The organism is Hyphomicrobium sp. (genome assembly GCF_047600905.1).
Lineage (GTDB): Bacteria > Pseudomonadota > Alphaproteobacteria > Rhizobiales > Hyphomicrobiaceae > Hyphomicrobium_B.
In genome coordinates this window covers 1-16,920 of record NZ_JASGKD010000001.1, presented here as the reverse complement: position 1 = coordinate 16,920, position 16,920 = coordinate 1, and the positions used below count along the sequence as shown (strand labels likewise).

The 16,920-nt window shown below is 59.0% G+C and carries 19 protein-coding genes, 1 tRNA gene and 3 pseudogenes; 12 read left to right on the top strand and 11 right to left on the bottom strand.

What is annotated here, in order from left to right:
- Positions 1–112: 112 nt before the first annotated feature.
- Positions 113–187: transfer RNA gene (locus QM780_RS00115), tRNA-Thr, on the top strand.
- A gap of 61 nt (positions 188–248) precedes the next feature.
- On the opposite strand, the gene QM780_RS00110 is transcribed toward QM780_RS00115, so the two are convergent.
- Positions 249–1,268: an NAD(P)-dependent methylenetetrahydromethanopterin dehydrogenase gene (locus QM780_RS00110; protein WP_415068455.1), complete on the bottom strand. Its 1,020-nt coding sequence runs from the start codon at positions 1,266–1,268 to the stop codon at positions 249–251.
- A 344-nt stretch (positions 1,269–1,612) separates the two neighbouring features.
- Positions 1,613–1,843 (bottom strand): hypothetical protein, encoded by a 231-nt coding sequence (locus QM780_RS00105; RefSeq protein ID WP_415068454.1) that lies wholly within the window; start codon positions 1,841–1,843, stop codon positions 1,613–1,615.
- A gap of 339 nt (positions 1,844–2,182) precedes the next feature.
- On the opposite strand from QM780_RS00105, the gene mgtE reads away from it, so the two are divergent.
- Complete coding sequence (gene mgtE, locus QM780_RS00100; RefSeq protein WP_415068453.1) at positions 2,183–3,553, top strand: magnesium transporter; 1,371 nt, start codon at positions 2,183–2,185, stop codon at positions 3,551–3,553.
- Between the two features lie 217 nt (positions 3,554–3,770).
- Positions 3,771–4,365: pseudogene (gene folE, locus QM780_RS00095) on the top strand (GTP cyclohydrolase I FolE).
- Here folE and truA read toward each other — a convergent pair.
- The 8 genes and pseudogenes from truA to QM780_RS00055 form a co-directional block, all read right to left on the bottom strand.
- The gene (gene truA, locus QM780_RS00090) at positions 4,313–5,113 is read right to left on the bottom strand and encodes a tRNA pseudouridine(38-40) synthase TruA (protein ID WP_415068452.1); all 801 of its coding nucleotides are present in this window, start codon (positions 5,111–5,113) and stop codon (positions 4,313–4,315) included. The pseudogene folE and the gene truA overlap by 53 nt on opposite strands.
- Before the next feature lie 70 nt (positions 5,114–5,183).
- Positions 5,184–5,441, bottom strand: coding sequence for a hypothetical protein (locus tag QM780_RS00085; protein WP_415068451.1), 258 nt, complete (start codon positions 5,439–5,441; stop codon positions 5,184–5,186).
- Positions 5,442–5,574: 133 nt separating this feature from the next.
- Positions 5,575–6,515, bottom strand: a pseudogene (gene fmt / locus QM780_RS00080) (methionyl-tRNA formyltransferase).
- 122 nt (positions 6,516–6,637) lie between these two features.
- Positions 6,638–7,144, bottom strand: a complete 507-nt coding sequence (gene def / locus QM780_RS00075; protein WP_415068450.1) for a peptide deformylase — start codon at positions 7,142–7,144, stop codon at positions 6,638–6,640.
- A gap of 36 nt (positions 7,145–7,180) precedes the next feature.
- Complete coding sequence (locus tag QM780_RS00070) at positions 7,181–8,167, bottom strand: NAD-dependent epimerase/dehydratase family protein (protein WP_415068449.1); 987 nt, start codon at positions 8,165–8,167, stop codon at positions 7,181–7,183.
- Positions 8,168–8,254: 87 nt separating this feature from the next.
- Positions 8,255–8,896 carry a tetratricopeptide repeat protein gene (locus QM780_RS00065; RefSeq protein WP_415068448.1) on the bottom strand — a complete coding sequence of 214 codons (642 nt, stop codon included), beginning with the start codon at positions 8,894–8,896 and terminating at the stop codon, positions 8,255–8,257.
- Positions 8,897–8,938: 42 nt separating this feature from the next.
- Positions 8,939–9,349 carry a hypothetical protein gene (locus QM780_RS00060; RefSeq protein ID WP_415068447.1) on the bottom strand — a complete coding sequence of 137 codons (411 nt, stop codon included), beginning with the start codon at positions 9,347–9,349 and terminating at the stop codon, positions 8,939–8,941.
- Between the two features lie 378 nt (positions 9,350–9,727).
- Entirely contained in the window at positions 9,728–11,494 is a 1,767-nt protein-coding gene (locus QM780_RS00055; RefSeq protein ID WP_415068446.1) for a type II and III secretion system protein family protein, read from the bottom strand.
- Positions 11,495–11,938: 444 nt separating this feature from the next.
- On the opposite strand from QM780_RS00055, the gene QM780_RS00050 reads away from it, so the two are divergent.
- The 9 genes and pseudogenes from QM780_RS00050 (at position 11,939) to QM780_RS00010 (ending at position 16,432) form a co-directional block, all read left to right on the top strand.
- Positions 11,939–12,364, top strand: coding sequence for a hypothetical protein (locus tag QM780_RS00050; protein WP_415068445.1), 426 nt, complete (start codon positions 11,939–11,941; stop codon positions 12,362–12,364).
- Positions 12,318–12,713, top strand: a pseudogene (locus tag QM780_RS00045) (sigma 54-interacting transcriptional regulator); the annotation flags it as partial. The gene QM780_RS00050 and the pseudogene QM780_RS00045, both read left to right, overlap by 47 nt.
- Entirely contained in the window at positions 12,673–13,089 is a 417-nt protein-coding gene (locus QM780_RS00040; RefSeq protein ID WP_415071949.1) for a sigma 54-interacting transcriptional regulator, read from the top strand. The pseudogene QM780_RS00045 and the gene QM780_RS00040, both read left to right, overlap by 41 nt.
- On the top strand, positions 13,044–13,490 hold the full coding sequence (locus tag QM780_RS00035; protein ID WP_415068444.1) for a helix-turn-helix domain-containing protein: 447 nt from the start codon (positions 13,044–13,046) through the stop codon (positions 13,488–13,490). The genes QM780_RS00040 and QM780_RS00035 overlap by 46 nt, the downstream gene beginning before the upstream one ends.
- 717 nt (positions 13,491–14,207) lie before the next feature.
- Positions 14,208–14,648 carry a hypothetical protein gene (locus QM780_RS00030; protein ID WP_415068443.1) on the top strand — a complete coding sequence of 147 codons (441 nt, stop codon included), beginning with the start codon at positions 14,208–14,210 and terminating at the stop codon, positions 14,646–14,648.
- A 294-nt stretch (positions 14,649–14,942) separates the two neighbouring features.
- Positions 14,943–15,083, top strand: coding sequence for a hypothetical protein (locus tag QM780_RS00025; RefSeq protein ID WP_415068442.1), 141 nt, complete (start codon positions 14,943–14,945; stop codon positions 15,081–15,083).
- Positions 15,037–15,660: an autotransporter-associated beta strand repeat-containing protein gene (locus QM780_RS00020; protein ID WP_415068441.1), complete on the top strand. Its 624-nt coding sequence runs from the start codon at positions 15,037–15,039 to the stop codon at positions 15,658–15,660. Before QM780_RS00025 ends, QM780_RS00020 begins: the two co-directional genes overlap by 47 nt.
- A gap of 17 nt (positions 15,661–15,677) precedes the next feature.
- Positions 15,678–15,797, top strand: coding sequence for an autotransporter-associated beta strand repeat-containing protein (locus QM780_RS00015; RefSeq protein WP_415068440.1), 120 nt, complete (start codon positions 15,678–15,680; stop codon positions 15,795–15,797).
- Between the two features lie 203 nt (positions 15,798–16,000).
- On the top strand, positions 16,001–16,432 hold the full coding sequence (locus QM780_RS00010; protein WP_415068439.1) for a PEP-CTERM sorting domain-containing protein: 432 nt from the start codon (positions 16,001–16,003) through the stop codon (positions 16,430–16,432).
- Between the two features lie 201 nt (positions 16,433–16,633).
- Here the strand turns inward: QM780_RS00010 and QM780_RS00005 are convergent, their stop codons facing one another.
- On the bottom strand, positions 16,634–16,891 hold the full coding sequence (locus tag QM780_RS00005) for a hypothetical protein (protein ID WP_415068438.1): 258 nt from the start codon (positions 16,889–16,891) through the stop codon (positions 16,634–16,636).
- Positions 16,892–16,920 lie beyond the last annotated feature (29 nt).

Sequence of the window (16,920 nt, the reverse complement as noted above, 5' to 3'; positions counted from 1 at the left end):
GCTCGCCGTCAAGCCTTGTGGCAGTGTCCGCCCGCCCGAAGCAGGAGCCTTTGCGGCGCACCGTTTGGTGCGCGTAAATCTCTGTAAATCTTCGAGGCAATCCGCCCCTTTAGCTGCCGTAGCTCAGTGGTAGAGCACTCCCTTGGTAAGGGAGAGGTCGAGAGTTCAATCCCCTCCGGCAGCACCATAAAACGACAGGGCGCAAGCCGCCTGGCCTGCGCCCCATCAATCCGAAACACGCTAGGCGATTATCGCGCTTTCTGCCACGCAAGCCGCCGCGCCATTTCGAAGGCGTGCGTGAAGTCGAGCATCAGCGGCGCCTTGGCTCCGATCATCCGGCGCAACAGCGCAGCCTGCGTCTTGTATTTGATGTCGCCGATCGCGAGCGGCCCGACCGACGCAATCGCCGTTTTTTCCAGCTCGCGCCCGAAATCGAACAGCTCGACGCCTTCAATTCCCGACGGCGGGACGGCATTGACGTCGGCAACGACCTTGAGCCGTTTCGAGGCGCGCAATTGCTTCGCCGTCAAAACCCGGATGCCTGCCGCTGCCGCGCACAGAACGACGTCGGCGCGCGCAACGATCTTGGCCTTATCCGCGTCGCGGCCGCCGAGAACCGGAACCAGGTTGACGCCAAACCGCTCCTTCGCCGCCCGAACCAACGGCCGAAGCGGCGCTAGGCCCATATGCGATACGACTTCGACTTTCGCACCCTGAAGTGCTGCGATGACGGCGGCGGCAAAGCCCACCACGCCCGTCGCGCCGAACACGGCGACCGTCGCTCCCTTCAGCGATTTCGCTGTTTTATTCCGATAGACCTCTTCGACGCACGCGACCATGGCCGCCGCTGTCGTAAACGAGCCGCCGGGATCGGCCAGCGCCGAAAGCGTGAACGGCGGCACGAGCGCCGATTTCGCGGCCTCAAGCATATCGAGCGCCAGCAGCGCGTCCTTGCCGCCAATAAAGACCGCCGTCCGGCTGCCGAATTCAGGCGGCCGCGAGAAGATGGCGTCCTGCACCAGGCCGCGCGTGTGCTCCAGTCCGACATTCGTATGCGGAACGACAACCGTGAAGCCGGCATCCACGGCCATGTTCACATCGAACGGGCTCGCAAATGATTGCGTCGAAAGGAAATGCAAAATGGGTGTGGCTTTTTTTGTCCGCTTATTTTGTTTCGCGCTCTTCTCTGTACCGATGCTTTCGCTTTCCAGATCGAATAGGCGATCCTCGGTGTCGATCTTAATTCGCAGCGACTCGTCCATCGGCATGACTCATTCCTTTTGACCGTCGATCCGATACGCAGGCACTTTCGGACGGGATATGAAATCACCCGTTCGCAACGGCCAGAACATTCGGCTGGATGTGAAGAACGCTTAAGACATGCCGTTCGGACAACGGCGGCGCGACGTTCGGCATCATGCCTGCGAAGGCCGTTATTCCGGCCATCGGTGCGCATGCCGAAATTAGGTCGGCCAAAGCCAATATTGCGTTAAGGCGGCAATGGCGCGAAGGCCGAAAACGAAAATAAAAAACGCTGAAATCAATTGGCGGGAGCCGATTTATTAGTATTTCCAGAAATTATCGGACGGCATTTTAAATGCTTAATCGGCGATTACTTCTCGCGCACCTCTTCGACCTGATAAAGCGGCCGGTATCGCCGCGTGACGACCGTAACGCGGGCCCCGTCCCTAAGGCTGGGGGATCCCTGGGTCACGAGCTGGATGGTGACCCCACTGTCGGTCAGAAGCTCGGCATAATTGCTTCCCCACACTCGGAGCGTTCCCGAGAACACGTGGGTCCCGGGTTCGAGAAGATCAGGAGTGCCTGTTTTCGGGCCACTCATGTTCCGCGCACCGCATCAGCCAGAGCCGACCAGAGTTTGCCGACGAAATCGCGTCATACGCAAGGCAGCCTTCGCATCATCTCCCGAATTCTGCCTGCGCCACGCGGAGCCCGATCGCCGCCTTCGCAAAAAAATGAAAAGGCCAACGGGTCTATCTTGACTATTAGTCGCGAACGGCTCATGTGACGCGTGCGGCCGAAGCGTTTGCAACGCCGCAAATCCGAAGGAACCCAACCCTTGTCTAGCGACAGTAGTCGATTGCCCCGGCCGTCGAGGCTCGTGGACTGACCGTTGGGTCGGCTCCCGCGATCCGTGCGACGGCGGATCGGAAGGTGAGCCATGGAAAACATCCGTAACGCATCGGGCGACGATGTCGACCCGATCGTCCTGGTCGAGTTGCTCGAAGAGCACGACGCCGACATTGTCGCTCAGCTCAACGAGCAGGATCTCGAGACGGCGGCATCGATCCTGTCGCAGCTGCCTCTCGACCGCGTGGTCGAGATCTTCGACCGGCCCGAGCTTTCACGCGCCAGCGACCTGATCCTGGAATTGCCCGAGGAATTCGCCGGCAAGGTCCTGACCGGCATGTCCGCCGACCGAGCCGCCGACCTGCTACGGCAGATGGACGGACCGGACCAGACCCGCCTTCTCGCCCTCCTCGACTTCGAGACGGCCCAGTCCCTGAAGCTGCTGCTCGCCTACCACGAAGGCACCGCCGGCAGCATCATGACGACCGAGTTCGTCAGCGTCCCGTCGACCTTCACCGTCGCCGACACCCTGAAGCTCATCCGCGAGGTCGAGCACACGCGCGAAACGGTCTACGCCATCTACGTCACCGATCCCGTAACCCGCGAGTTGGTGCGTACCGTCACGCTGCGTCAGCTGATCACCGGCGCGCCGGAAGATAACATCCTCGACGTCGCGCCCGACCGCGATCCGATCACAGTCGAACCAGACACCGACCGCGAGGAAGTCGCTCGTCTGATCTCGATCCACGACCTTTTGGCCGTTCCCGTTCTGAATGCTCGCCATCGCGTCCTCGGCATCGTCACTGTCGACGACGTGATCGACGCCATTCTGGCCGAAAGTACCGAAGACGTGCAGAAGTTCGGCGGCGTCGAAGGCATGGCCGAACCGTACCTCGAAATCGGCTTCTTCGAGATGATCCGCAAACGCGCCGGCTGGCTCTGCGCCCTCTTCCTCGGCGAAATGCTGACGGCGAGCGCAATGCAGCACTATTCCGACGAGCTTGAAAAAGCCGTCGTCCTGACGCTGTTCATCCCGCTGATCATGAGCTCGGGTGGCAACTCCGGTTCGCAATCCACCTCGCTGCTGATCCGCGCGCTGGCGCTTGGGCAATTGCGGCTCAAAGATTGGTGGCGCGTCGCAGTCCGCGAGATCCCGACGGGCATCACCCTCGGCACTATTCTCGGAATCATCGGCATGGGCCGCATCGCACTCTGGCAAAAGATCGGCATTTTCGACTACGGCGAGCACTGGCAACTGGTGGCTTTGACTGTCGGCCTCGGCCTGATCGGCATCGTCACCTTCGGCTCCCTGACCGGCGCCATGCTGCCGTTCCTTTTGAAGCGCGTCGGCTTCGACCCCGCGAGCGCATCTGCGCCCTTTGTCGCAACCCTCGTCGATGTCACCGGCCTGATGATTTACTTCAGCGTCGCCATGCTCGTGCTGCGAGGCACATTGCTCTGACAAGGTGCCCTTCCGTGCGTCCCGCCGGATACTCATTCCGGCGGGAGAGAGGTCAAATTAACTTCTCCGGCCCGATAGGGTCGACAAAGCCGGCGACAATCACCATACTTAGCCCGACGCAAGCTCATGTTTGCCGTTCCGATTCCGATGGGTCTATAAGGGCGCTCCGCTTGCCGTAGATGGCCCCGCCAGGATTTCACACCAGCTCAGTGTTCATATGAATTCAGACAACAAGCCGACGCGCGACGAAGTCGAAGAGGCCGTCAAAACCATCATCCGCTGGTCGGGCGACGATCCGGCGCGGGATGGCCTGCTCGAAACCCCCGAGCGCGTCACCAAAGCTTTCGAAGAATGGTTCCGCGGCTACGGCGAAGACCCGGAAGCCATTCTGAATAAGACCTTCGAAGAGATCGAAGGCTACGACGAGATGATCGTCCTGCGCGGCATCCGCTTCGAAAGCCATTGCGAACATTCACATGGCGCCGATCATCGGCCGCGCCTGGGTCGCGTATATTCCGAACGGCCGCGTCGTCGGGATTTCCAAGCTTGCACGCATCGTCGACGCCTACGCCAAGCGCCTTCAGATCCAAGAGAAGATGACCGCGCAGATCGCCAACACCATCCAGGATGTGCTTCAGCCTCAAGGCGTCGCGGTCATCCTCAAGGCCGAGCATCATTGCATGACGACGCGCGGCGTCCATAAGCCCGGCACCGATATGGTGACGAGCCGCATGCTTGGCGTCTTCCGCGACAACCCGATCACGCGTCAGGAGTTTCTGGCGTTGGTGACGGAGGATACGAAGACGTCCTGACCTCAGGCGGCGGATAATTGACGGCAACCAGGTAAAGGCCCGACGCGGGCGCAACGGGTCCACACGCTTCGCGGTTTGCTGCCCTCAGCGCAGCCTCAAGATCGCGACGCGTCCACTTGCCTTCTCCGACGAGCTTCAAGCTGCCGACCATCGACCGCACCTGATGGTGCAGAAACGATCGCGCTGAAACCGTGCAGATGATCTCGTCGCCGTCGCGCGAAATTTCGAAGATATCGAGCGTCTTCACCGGCGATGCGGCCTGGCACTGCGCGGCGCGGAAGGTCGTGAAATCGTGCTTGCCGACCAGCGCCTGCGCCGCTTCGTGCATCTCGCCCGCATCGAGTTCCTGCATCGTCCACCACACGCGGTTGCGATCGAGGATCGGCGGCGCCCTTCGCGTGAGCAGACGATATTTGTAATGCCGCTTGATTGCGCTGAAGCGCGCATCGAAAGTCTCGTCGACCTCGGCACAGGCCACGATGCCGACTGGGTGCGGCCGCAAATGAAAGTTCATCGCATCGCGAACGCGGCCGGGCGCCCACTCTTTGCTCAAATCGAAATGCGCAACCTGGCCCAGCGCGTGAACACCCGCGTCCGTGCGACCCGCGCCGCGCACGCCGACCGCCTCTTGCGAAAACTTGGCGATCGCGTCTTCGAGCAACCCCTGGATCGACACGCCGACAGCCTGCCGTTGCCAGCCGACAAAAGACGTTCCGTCGTATTCTATGGTGATGCGATAGCGCGGCATTCAAACTCGGCGATGAGGGATGATTGCGTCATCCCTAGACGTTCCGAAGCGCGGGCTCAACGTTTGACGCCTATTCTTCGTCCTGCTTCGCCGGACTTTCGGGCTTGGCTTTATGGATGGCCTTCGGCGCTCGCGCGCTCGGAACCCGGTAGAACGCGGCTCCCCGATACACGACCCCGCCAGGAATCTCGGTCTTTTCGTCAACCACCCAGGCGGGATCGAACGGAATCGGACCAATAACTCTAACTCCCGCTTCGATCGTCACATCGGCGCCGGGCACCAGATACCTTCCCGTTGCCGCCCTCGGCCCCCCGAAGTCCGCAGCCATTGCGGCACCTTGAAACGCGGCCGTCGAAACTAGAAAAATGCAGATCCGCCGAAACATCTTCGTACTCGCCGCTACCAACCGCTGAGTTGTAGCCTCAAGCGCGAACGTTTCGCAGTCGAAATCGGCGAAATCATTAACGCCCGAACCGCTCTCCAACAGAAAGCCGCGTCCCGCGCAGGAAGTCTGCAGCGGCCATCGGTTGCTTTCCCGCCCGTTGCAGCTTTTCGATCCGGATTGCCCCGGGTTCCGCACGCGACGGTCAGACGATCGTCGAGCAACACGCCGGGTTCACCAGAGCTCTCGACCGGCGCCGCCAAAAGCACCCTCGATCCGCTCGCTCTTGCCACCGATCTCGGCATCGAACCACGCGCCGGGAAAGGGCGACAGCCCGCGAATGTGGTTGGCGACGTCTGAGGCACTCCGAGAGAAATCGATTTTCGTCTCGCCCTTGTCAATCTTGGCCGCGTACGTCGCGCCGTCGCTTGGCTGCGGAACACATTGAAGACGTCCCGCCTCCAGCATTGAGAGCGCTTGAACCATCAGCTCCGCCCCGAGCTTTGACAGCTGATCGTGGAGTTCCCCCGCTGTCGTGTCCGCCGCAATCGGTACATCGCGCCCGAGGCAGACGGGACCCGTGTCGAGACCCTGTTCCATCCGCATGATGTTGACGGCGGTGACGGTATCGCCTGCCATGATCGCGCGCTGGATAGGCGCCGCGCCGCGCCAGCGCGGCAGCTTCGAGGCATGAACGTTGAAACAGCCAAGACGGGTCGCTTCGAGGATCGCTTTCGGCGGGAGCAGCAGACCGTATGCGACGACGACCGCCGCGTCCGCCCCAAGCGCCGCGAATGCATCGCGATCTTCTTCGCTTTTGAAATTCACCGGCGTGCGGACCGCAATGCCCAGCGCTTCCGCGCGCCGTTGCACAGGCGACTTGACCTCGGCCATGCCGCGCCCCGCCGGTCGTGGCGGCTGGCTATAGACCGCGACGACCTCCTGCCCCGCCGCCACGACCGCATCGAGCACCGGCACGGAAAAATCCGGCGTCCCCATGAATACGATCTTCAGCGGCATACAGACCCCATACGTCATCCTCGGCTTTATGCCGAGGATCCATTCCGCAATTCAAGCGAAGCCCGGTGGATCCTCGGGACGAGCCCGAGGACGACAGCGAGGCGTGCGCGACAGCAAAAAATTTAGCTCTTCGCCTGCTTCTTGAATTTCCGGATGATCATGTCGCGTTTGAGCCGCGACAGGAAGTCGATGATGAGCTGGCCGTCGAGGTGATCGATCTCATGCTGGATCGCGGTCGCGAGCAGACCTGTGGCCGCGAGCTCCTGCTCCTTGCCGTGCCGGTCGATGTAGCGGACGGTCACCTCCGCCGGGCGCTCGATTTCAACGCGCACGTCCGGGATCGACAGACAGCCTTCCTCGTGCAGGCGCGTAGTCGAACCGAGCGCGACGAGTTCAGGGTTCGCCATGGCGAGCGGGTTGGGCGGCTCCCCCTCTTCCGAGGTATCGAGCACGACGACCCGCTTCAGGACGCCGACCTGCGGCGCCGCAAGTCCGACGCCCGGCGCCGCGTACATCGTCTCGAGCATGTCGTCCATCAGCTTGACGACGGCATCGTCCACCCGCTCGACGGGATCTGAGATCTTGCGCAGGACGGGATCTGAAATCGTGATTATGGGAAGTACGGCCATGGCGCCTGACATATGAAAGGCCGCCGGGTTTCCCGGTCAATGGCGTGCGGCTCTATACCGTTCCGGACGCCGGTTGTTTGACGGCTTTGTTGCCACGGGCGGACGCCTCGAGCGCCTTGGCCGTGGTTCGGGCGGCGACCAGCCGATCCGCCGGAGGCCGACCGCATCGGCCACCAGATCGCCCGTCAGCCGGTCCGCGAAATCCCCTTTTCCGACGAACCGCAGGATGCTGGCGAGCGAGCCGTCGGGCACCGGCAGCAGCAGGTCCGGACGCCCGAGCCCCCGTCGCAGTGACCGGATGATCTCGGCCATCGTTAAGGCTTCTCGGTCGGCGACGATAAACGATGCGTTCTCGGCCGTTTGCGTTTGCAGGATATATTGCAGCGCGCTAATCAGATTGCCGATGCTGACCAGCGACCGCCTGGCTTTCAGCGCTCCGAACGGCAGCGGCACCGGCAGGGCCGCGAGCCGCGTCAGGGCCGCCATGTTGCCCTCGACGCCCGGCCCGTAGACCAGCACCGGCCTCAGCACTGTCCAGTGCGTCGACGCGCCTTGCAGCACCTCCGCCATTGCAGCTTCCGCCGCCAGCTTCGAACGGCCGTAATCGTCGGTGGGCGCCGGCGGCGTCGCCTCGCTCACGACGCCCGAATACGTCGCGCCGACCTGCGCCCGGATCGACGACATCAGAACGAAGCGCTTCACGCGCGTTGCCCTCGCCGCCTTCGCCAGCTGCCGCGTTGCATCGACATTAATAGCGGTATAGGCGGCGGCCGGCAGATCCGCGCGGGACGCCGAAAGCCCTGCGGCGTGAATAACGGCGTCGACACCGCGGACGAGAAACTCGGCGGCGAACGAGCGCGACATATCACCAACCGCCACACCTTCAACACGCGGACTATCAAACACGATCGGATGCCGCGCAGCCGCCCGGATGCTGTAGCCACGCTCCGCCAGCACCCGAACCACGTGCTGACCGATAAAGCCCGACGCTCCGGTCACGAGAATGCGCTGCGCGATGCCCACACCCTCTCTCCGTCCGAAAAGGGATCGACTTGCCCGCCGATCTAGGACCGTCTTGTCCGAAAGTGCAACGCTTCGGCGATCAAAGCCTCAGCGTTTTCCCCAAGACGCGCGATCAGAACGATAGCCCGCGAATATGGCAATCAACCCAAAAGCCACGCCGCCGACCATGTTGCCCGCCAGCACGCCTTCGGCGCCATAGAGCTTTCCGCCCCAGATCACGAAAGGCACGGTTCCCAATGTCGCCCGGCCCCAGTTCAGCAGAGCCCGGCGGAAGCAGCGTTCCGCTTCGTCCCAGCGCTGCTGGAGATACAGGCTGTAGCCGTGATTGTTCCAGGTGTCCGCATCTTTGGGCTGAAGCTGGAACGCCTTTTCGTACATCTTGGCCGATTCGCCGAACTGCCCCTGCTGATCGTGTAAGACCGCGAGTCGGACATAGGCGTCGGAACGATTCGGATCCTTTTCGATCGCCTTCGTATACGTCGCCTGGGCTTGTTCGATTTCGCCGCGATTCTCGAAGCCGTGTCCAAGTGCTACCTGCACGTCCGCCACCTGGGCGCCGTTTAGATGATTGTCGCCCTCGAAATGGGCCACGTCTTCCGAACCGGCCGGTTTGTGTCCGAGCGTCGACTGACAGCCGGAAAGGAGCGTTAGCCCAAGGGCGATGCAGGCGCCGGTTCTGCTGCGAAAGATCGGGGGCATAGAGATCACTCCTCTGTCAAGCATTCTCATCCGGATCGCTTGGCCGTTCCGGTGCGTGTTCGTTAAACGCCGTCAGCGCGAGCCGCCCGAACCGCTTCCACTGGAGCCGAAACCGGTCGATGGAGCGAAACCCGACGAGGCGCCCGATGAAGACTGAGTCGAACCGTTGGGGCTCTCGCCGCGCGACTCCGTCTGGTGCAGAAGGTTCTGATAGATCAACTCGGCTTCCTGTCCATTGAGCGGAAAGGCGCGAGGAATGCCCACAATTACCTGTTCCGGATGGATCGGAATCTTCATGAAGCCCAATTCGTCCAGCACGGCCAATCGTCGAGCCATGGCCAATTCGGGGCAGCGCGGCGTCCGCTCGATTACCAATGGGAAGGGGAGCCCTTGCATCATCTGGGCGCACTGGGCCACTCGATCCTTGCCGCGATAATTGAGTTGGTTGGTGCCCTGGACGAAATCAAAATCGTAAAGCGTCATGCGCGGATAGCCATTGCGAACGTGCGTCCGGAAATGCTCGGCGATCGTGTAGCCAAGCGGCGAGCACTGGAACTCGGAGAGGTAACCGATGCATTTGCCTTCATAGTCGTGCCTCGGCGCGACCGGAGCCGCGGACAGAGCCGGGTTCCCAGGCAAGCAACCGGGCGTCATGGGCATTATGGGCGACGTTTGCGAAGGTAAATATGCCGGCGCCGGCAATACGCGAATCTCGCCGCCGCGCGGATCGGCCGTCGGCGCATTGGGACGAGGCTGAGCGTTCACGTCCGCTGCCGCCCAACCGATCAGCAAGGAGGTCGCTACCGCGGGTCTGGCAATTCGAATGATCATGACTCTCATCTCCGCGTTTTGGTCGGTGCGTTATTTGGTGAATCCGTGCGGGCCGTTGATGTTGTCTTGCTCGAGCTTCAGCAGGCTCCGCAGAATCGGCAATTTGTTTTCGTAATTGGTTGTGGCTCGGAAATCCTTGCCCGTACGGCCTTCGATCCGATTGAGGAAATAGAACTCGCAGTTGTTCGGTGCGTTGACCTCGTCGCCCGGGACTGGCGGAACCTGATCGCATGTGCTCGCCTCGACCAAATAGGGCGTCACCAGGACGATGAGTTCCTTCTCGGTTCGGCTGCCGTTGGTGTTGCTGAAGAACGGCCCAAGAACCGGCAGATTGCCCAAGAAGGGCAAACGCGTGGTATTCCCGTCTAGGGTTAACTGCATCAACCCGGCAATGGCCAGCGTCTGTCCCTCTTTCATTTCGACCACGGTATGGGCTTTGCGTGTGCTGAGGCCGGGAACGGGCGATCCGCCGGGAACCAGCGTGGTGGCGATCGTGAAATCGAGATTGCTCACTTCCGGATCGACATTCAAGCGGATGACGTCGCCATCCAAGATGAACGGCAAGAAGGCAAGACGAACGCCGAATTCCTTGAATGTCACATTCGGCGTGGCGCCGCCGCTAATAGTAGTGACCGTCTGCGGAACGGGGAACTCGCCGCCGGCGAGGAAGTTGGCGGCATGGCCGTTCAGCGTTACCAGGTTCGGTTCGGCGAGAATCTTGAGCAAGTTGTTCTTCTGAAGGGCGCTAAAGAAGAGTGCGAAATCGGCTCGGTCGAAAATCGCGAAGGCACTCGTGGCGGGGGCGCTGAAAATCGACGCCATCCCTTCCAGACCGGCGCCTGGAACGTTCGAGGCCGAGCCGCTGATCGACGAGTTGCTCAACTGGGTTCCGAACGTGAACGATTTGGTTTTCACCAGGATGTCGGCTCCGACCTGGCGAAACGAGGTGCGATTCAGTTCGGCGATGCGAACTTTGAGCAGCACCTGCTTGGAACCGGGAACGCGCAGCATGTTGATGACTTGCGGCGTGACGAACGCGGTTCCAAGTCCGCCACCACCGCCGCGTCGAGCGAGCTCCACACCGACGGGGCGCGGTAAGTCAGCGCCATCGGGCGGCATCGGCACTGGAGGCGCAGTTGGCGGCAATATGGCAGCCCCCGAACCTTGTTGTTGATTCGCTTGGCGTTGTTGATTTTGGACTGAGGTCAGGTAGGCGCGGATTGTTTCCATGATTCGGTTGATCTGGGCGGTGTCGCGCCGCTGCCCCTCGACAACGAGATGATCTCTGACCTGATAGAGGCGGATGCTCGCATCGGGAAATAGGTAAGCCAACTGCCCGCGCACCACATCGAGATCCATCACAACGCGCACTTCGAAACTAAATGTCTGTCCTTCAGGTGTTGTGATAGACAGATCGGTCACTCCCAGCCGTTGGCCGACAATTCGAATCTGGCGGGTGTTGAGAACGGCGTATTCAATCACGCGCGGGTCGCCGATGGCGATCAAGGCCGATGGCTTGCCACGCACCGACAAATCGGCTTTTGTTGTTAAGATGCGTCCCTGGCCAGCCAACACTTCAAATGCCGAGTCGTTTTTGCCAATACTTTGAACAAAAGAGTCGACCGAACCTGGACCATTCGGTGGAAGTGTGGGCTTTTCAGGAGGAGCAGGCAAATGAGGCGGAAAGCCAGATTGGGTAGTTTGGGCAATTTGTGGTGTCTGAGCAATTGATGTAAGGCATAAAAAAAACAGTGTGATGATCGCACTCGCATGCAATCGGGGCGAAGCCGTGATCATTCGTGTGCGGCAGTAAAATGATCGCATGGGAACACCTCTTCTCATTTCGCCCCGGCATATATATTTTCCGTCAATCGTTGGTGTGGTAAAATTATCGGCTTGTATCAGATTTGACTTGACTTATATGGAGTAATTGCGAGACTAAGGTAGTTAAAAATGGACTGCGAAAGGATTGTGAGATTCGCAAAGGACGCCTTCCAGATAACTTACCCAACCTAGTGACTTTTAACAGTTGCCCTCTTGTTAGAGTGAACGTTGATTGCCGCATCGGGGCGATCTACTTCATTCGAGAATTTCCATTAGTGATAGCTGACACTTAGATCGAAACTCGCGACTTAAGTTGTTGAATTTGACTCTCCACACCATGTGTTTGACAGCGTTGACGTAGCGTTTCGCTTGAGAGTTTTAAGGAAGATTCCTTGCTCTCCCCCCAGGAGCATTGTCATGGCCGATATTCTACTCCAGATGATTTCCTCTGAATCGTCCCTGGTTCAGTCGGTTGCGGAAGTCGTCCAATCAATCAGCGGCTTACAATTCAAATCCGTTCCCACTTATGCGAATGCCGGCCGCTCCCTGCGCGATCCAATTCCTGCCGTCATCATCGCCCATCTTCAAGAACCGGCGGATGCACAGCGGATTGCGAGTCTAATCCAAGAGACGACCACTCTGGCGAAGCGAGTTGTCACGCTGGTGATTGTGGATGGCAACCAACCGGAACAAACACTGGCCATGCTGCGCCACGGTGTTGCGGAATGTCTTGAACGCCCCCTGAACCTGCGCCGGCTCGCCTATCTTCTCGACGTGCACACTCTTCGGCTGCGACATGGCGCCGGTCACGCTCAGCCAGAGTCCCGGCGAGCTCAGCATTGACGATCGTTCGTTGGACTACTCGTCGGCGTCCCGATCGCCCTTGCTCAAGCAAATTCGCAAGATAGCCCCGCTCGGCATCAACGTTTTGCTTCAAGGCGAAACGGGCACCGGTAAAAGCTCGTCGGCCAAGGCGATCCATAATCTCTCGCCCCGGCGCGATCAGAAGTTTCTGGTGATTAACTGCGGTTCCCTTTACGGCGCACTGATCGAAAGCGAGATGTTTGGGCACGTTCGTGGTGCATTCACCAGCGCCGATCGCGATCACAAAGGTAAGTTCACCGAGGCCGGTCGTGGTACGATCCTACTGGATGAAGTCGATTCGCTGCCGATCGAGATTCAAGCAAAACTCTGTGCGCATTGTCGACGAGCGGGTATTCGAACCGGTTGGATCCAATCAGACCGTCCCGATGCAAGCGCGATTGATTGCCGCGAGCAATCGGCCGCTCGAACAGGAGGTGGCGGCCGGACGATTCCGTTCCGATTTGTTCTATCGACTCAACGGCGTGACGTTTCACCTTCCCGCTTTGCGCAAAGAAAGCGAGATCATCCCCAACTTGGTCGGCCGTTTTATCGTCGAGTTCTGCCGGCAATTAAATTTTCCCGAGTACGGCATTAGTCCCGACGCGATGACGGCCTTGCAGCAGTTTGGATGGCCGGGCAATATTCGCGAACTTCGCCCATGTTCTGGAACGCGCCGTCATGCTTTGCGCCGGCGAGCGCATTGAACTCGTCGATCTTCCCGAGGCCATTCGTTTCCGAACGGCCGAGGCCGGTGTTCGCGAAACTTCCGGCGCTTCAAGAAGCCTCGGGCGTCTCCAACGCGCAGCCTGGAGCGGAACGCCGGACGAATCGGATTGGCCGTCGTGCGACCGATCTGGAATTCGGCAGCGACATTGCGACATTGACGGCCGCTCGAGAGCGAGCTGAAGCGGCCTTTATCTCTCGCGTACTGCGGCGGAATAACAACAATCGGCAAAAGACCGCCGCCGACCTCGGCATCAGTCGCATGACGCTTTATAAGAAGCTTTATCGCTACGGGTTGGTTACGCCGGGTTCGGAAGGCACATGGCCGGCTTCGGAAGAAGCGACTGCCAACTGTCGCTTCACGCGACGCCATACTGACTGAATTGAACCGCTGCCAAGCGAAGTGATTTCAGTTGGGAGCGAACGATTAATGTCCGAGAATAGACGCTTTCAGCTGATTCAGCTATCACTTAATTTTACGGACATGAATTGGTGATTGCATCGTAAAGGTTTGGCGAATTTCCCGGGTCGTTACTTGACAATCACCCTATTAAAAACCTATCCTTCTCCCTGCGAGGAATGGCTCAATCGCCATAATTCACAAGCCAAACGCACAAGCGAACATTTTCGCTTGATAAGGCGAATGGACTCTTCGCAAGCGCCTCAGGTTTGTGATACCGGCAACCGGCTCGACCATCACACCGAACCCCCCTTATTCATTGTCAACAAATGTTGACAGTGCTTACACTCTGCCTCAAAAGTATGCGATTGATGATCGTATTAAGAACCTTGTTCGAACTTCATTCAGCGCGAATTTAAAGCCATTTGAAGCGGAACATTCGACTCATCAATCAGTTACCTCTTTGCTGCGGCAAGAAATTGAGCTTTGGAACGCTTATTGGCACATCGAATGCTGCCCTTACGCGTTTACTCGCAAACTTGATTGACTAACTTGAGAGTTGCTCCTGATGCGTCTATTAGCCATCATTTTTTTATTGTGTTGTGCTTTGCTGAGTTTCACGGCGAAAAATGATTTCCGCCACCTACACTTGGAACGGTAACGGTGCACGGTTTTAACTGGAATTCGGGAACGAATTGGGTGGAGGCTACGCCAGCTTCAGGGTCGGATCTTGTTTTCAACAATGGAACGTTCAGTTCGCCGCTATTGCTCGGAGCAAATTTTACAGTCGGGACCATCACATTTAGCAACGTAAACACCGCACTCCCGAACAATCTGCTGGTCGAGAACACGAAAAATAACGCCCAAACTTTGACGATAAACACCGGGATTACGCTGACGGGTGGGTACACGAGCACGCTGACCGTTCAAGAGTTCGGCACGGGAAGCGGTTCATTAAGTATCGCACTTGGAGGATCATCAGGCACATTCGCAGCCATGCAAGTTGACGGAACCGCGACGCTGACTTTAGTGCCAGTCATCTCCGGCTCGGCGGGAATCACAAAATCAGGAACCGGCACTCTCACAATAGGTGGGCCTTTACCTACAGCGGCAATACCAACATCACCAACGGTACGTTGAAATTAAGCAGTGTAATCGCTTGCCGACGGGCACTGTTGTAGTCTTGGCCAAGCCGCCAGCGCCAATCTAGGACACCTCATCTGGCTGGACTCAGCCAGCAAATTGCCGGTTTGAACTCGGTCACCGGAACAACTTGGTGCAAGCACTAATGTCGTCACTTCCACGAGCGCTGCTACCCTGACAATTGGCGGATCGGGAACCTATGCCTACGGTGACGGAACCGCAGCCAATTCGGGAGTCATTTCGGCGCAATCAGCCTGGTGAAACAAGGGACGGGCCAGCAAACGCTCGGCGGTGTGCGACACGTACACGGGTACGACAACTATCAATCAAGGCACCTTGGTCGTCGACTCGGTGGTGGTGGCTTCAGGGGCGAGCGGCTTGGGAAATGCAACAAGGACCGTTTTGGGAATGCCAGCACCAGACGAATATTGAGTTATTCGGCGCTGCAGCTACATACACGCGCGGTTTCACCGTCAATGCAGGCGATGGTGGATTGACCAATACCACGGCCAATTTATTGCAGATGTCGACGGGAGGCACGGCGATCACGACGAACGGAATTATGACGTTCAGCGCTACGAGCACCGGCGGGATCACAGTGAATAGTTCAAGCGTGATTTCGGTGCGTGGCGGAATCGAAGTCAACAGCAGTGGAGCCGGCGTGGTCACGCTGAGCGGCGCGTCGAACACCTACACCGGGACAACCACAATCTCGCAAGGAACATTGTCGGCGGACACCATCGTCGTGACGGCGACCAAGAGCGGAATCGGCAATGCGTCGAGTGCCGTCATCTTGGACTCGCCGTCGACCGCGGGAACGCTGAGTTATACGGGTTCGGCCGCTACCTACGTTCGTGGCTTCACCGTTAACGCGGGCGGCGGCGGTCTCACCAACACGACGGGGAATCTGCTCCAATTGTCTACCGTAGGCACGACCGTGGCTTCGGGCGGCACGATGACTTTTATGCTACCAGCTCGGGCGGCATCACGGTCAACAGCACCAGCGTAATCTCAGGCTCGGGCGCCGTGGCCGTCAATAGTTCGGGCTCGGGTGTCGTTATCTTCGCCGGCCCAAATACTTATTCCGGCGGAACAACGATCTCGGCCGGCACGCTGTTGGCAAACTCCGCTACCAACTCGTCGTGAGGCACGAACAATGTCGTCGTGCAATCGGGCGGCATCTTAGGCGGAACGGGAAGGATTCAGCTAACCTCTGGCCAATCGATCACCGTTCAAGGCGGGGGAACACTCGTCGGCGGCACGGGGGCCGCGTTAAGCCAGACGTCTACGATCGCCACCGGCAACACGGTCTGTCGCCAACAACGGCATCATCGATGTGTTTGTAGGCAATGGCGGGACAGCAACTGACACCACGACTGCAGAAAAGCCTAATCGCGGCTCAGCAATTCGGGAGAAGCAGCTCGTCCGGAAACCTGATCAATATTGAACTCACCTCAAACGGGACTATCCTTCCGGACGGCACGACATCCTATACGCGGCGAGTCTTGACGTATACTACGTTGAGCAATCTAACGGCCGGCGGCGGCAGCGGAGCGGGCGGCGCCTTACGTGGCGGCCGACAAGCTGTCCTCAACGTGTCGGTGGCCAATTTCAACACGACGAGCAACTGGCAAGTCTTGGTGACCGGCGGCCATGTCGATGTTGTTTTCTCCGCGGCGCCCGTTCCGGAACCCGGCCATGTGCTCCTAATTTGTGCGGGAGTGCTGGGACTTGGACTTCTCATGCGTCGTCAGCGGGATATGGTTGCTGCACAAGGTTGATCAAACGGGTCCTTGTTGCGTTTGAGTCGCGAATACGACCATGTAAGAAATGCGAGCGACTTCAAGTGCACCGATGCGACAGCCTCGTCGCTGCCTCCATAGCAACATCCCCCACCCAGTGAACTTTTCGTCATTCACTTACATTTTGATTCCAACAAATGAGCATTGTCGAGTCGACCGTCTTCAATCGGCGTGATCGCTTCACTTTTTCTTCGGCTCTTCCTTTTTCGGCTCTTCACCCGGCGGATAAAGCACTTTGGGTGTGCTGCCGCCATCGCCATACATGCGGATGACGCCCTCTTCGCCACCAGTCACTACTACCTTGCCGTCGCCGCTGCAACCCACTGCATAGACAAAATCAGTTCCCCCTTGCAGCGTCTTCGAGTTCCTGCCGTTCTTGTCCCAGGTCTTGACCGATTGATCGCCCGACGTCGTTAAAAAGTTCCCCGGTCTTGCCAATGAACAGCAAACGAGTCACTTGCTTCTGA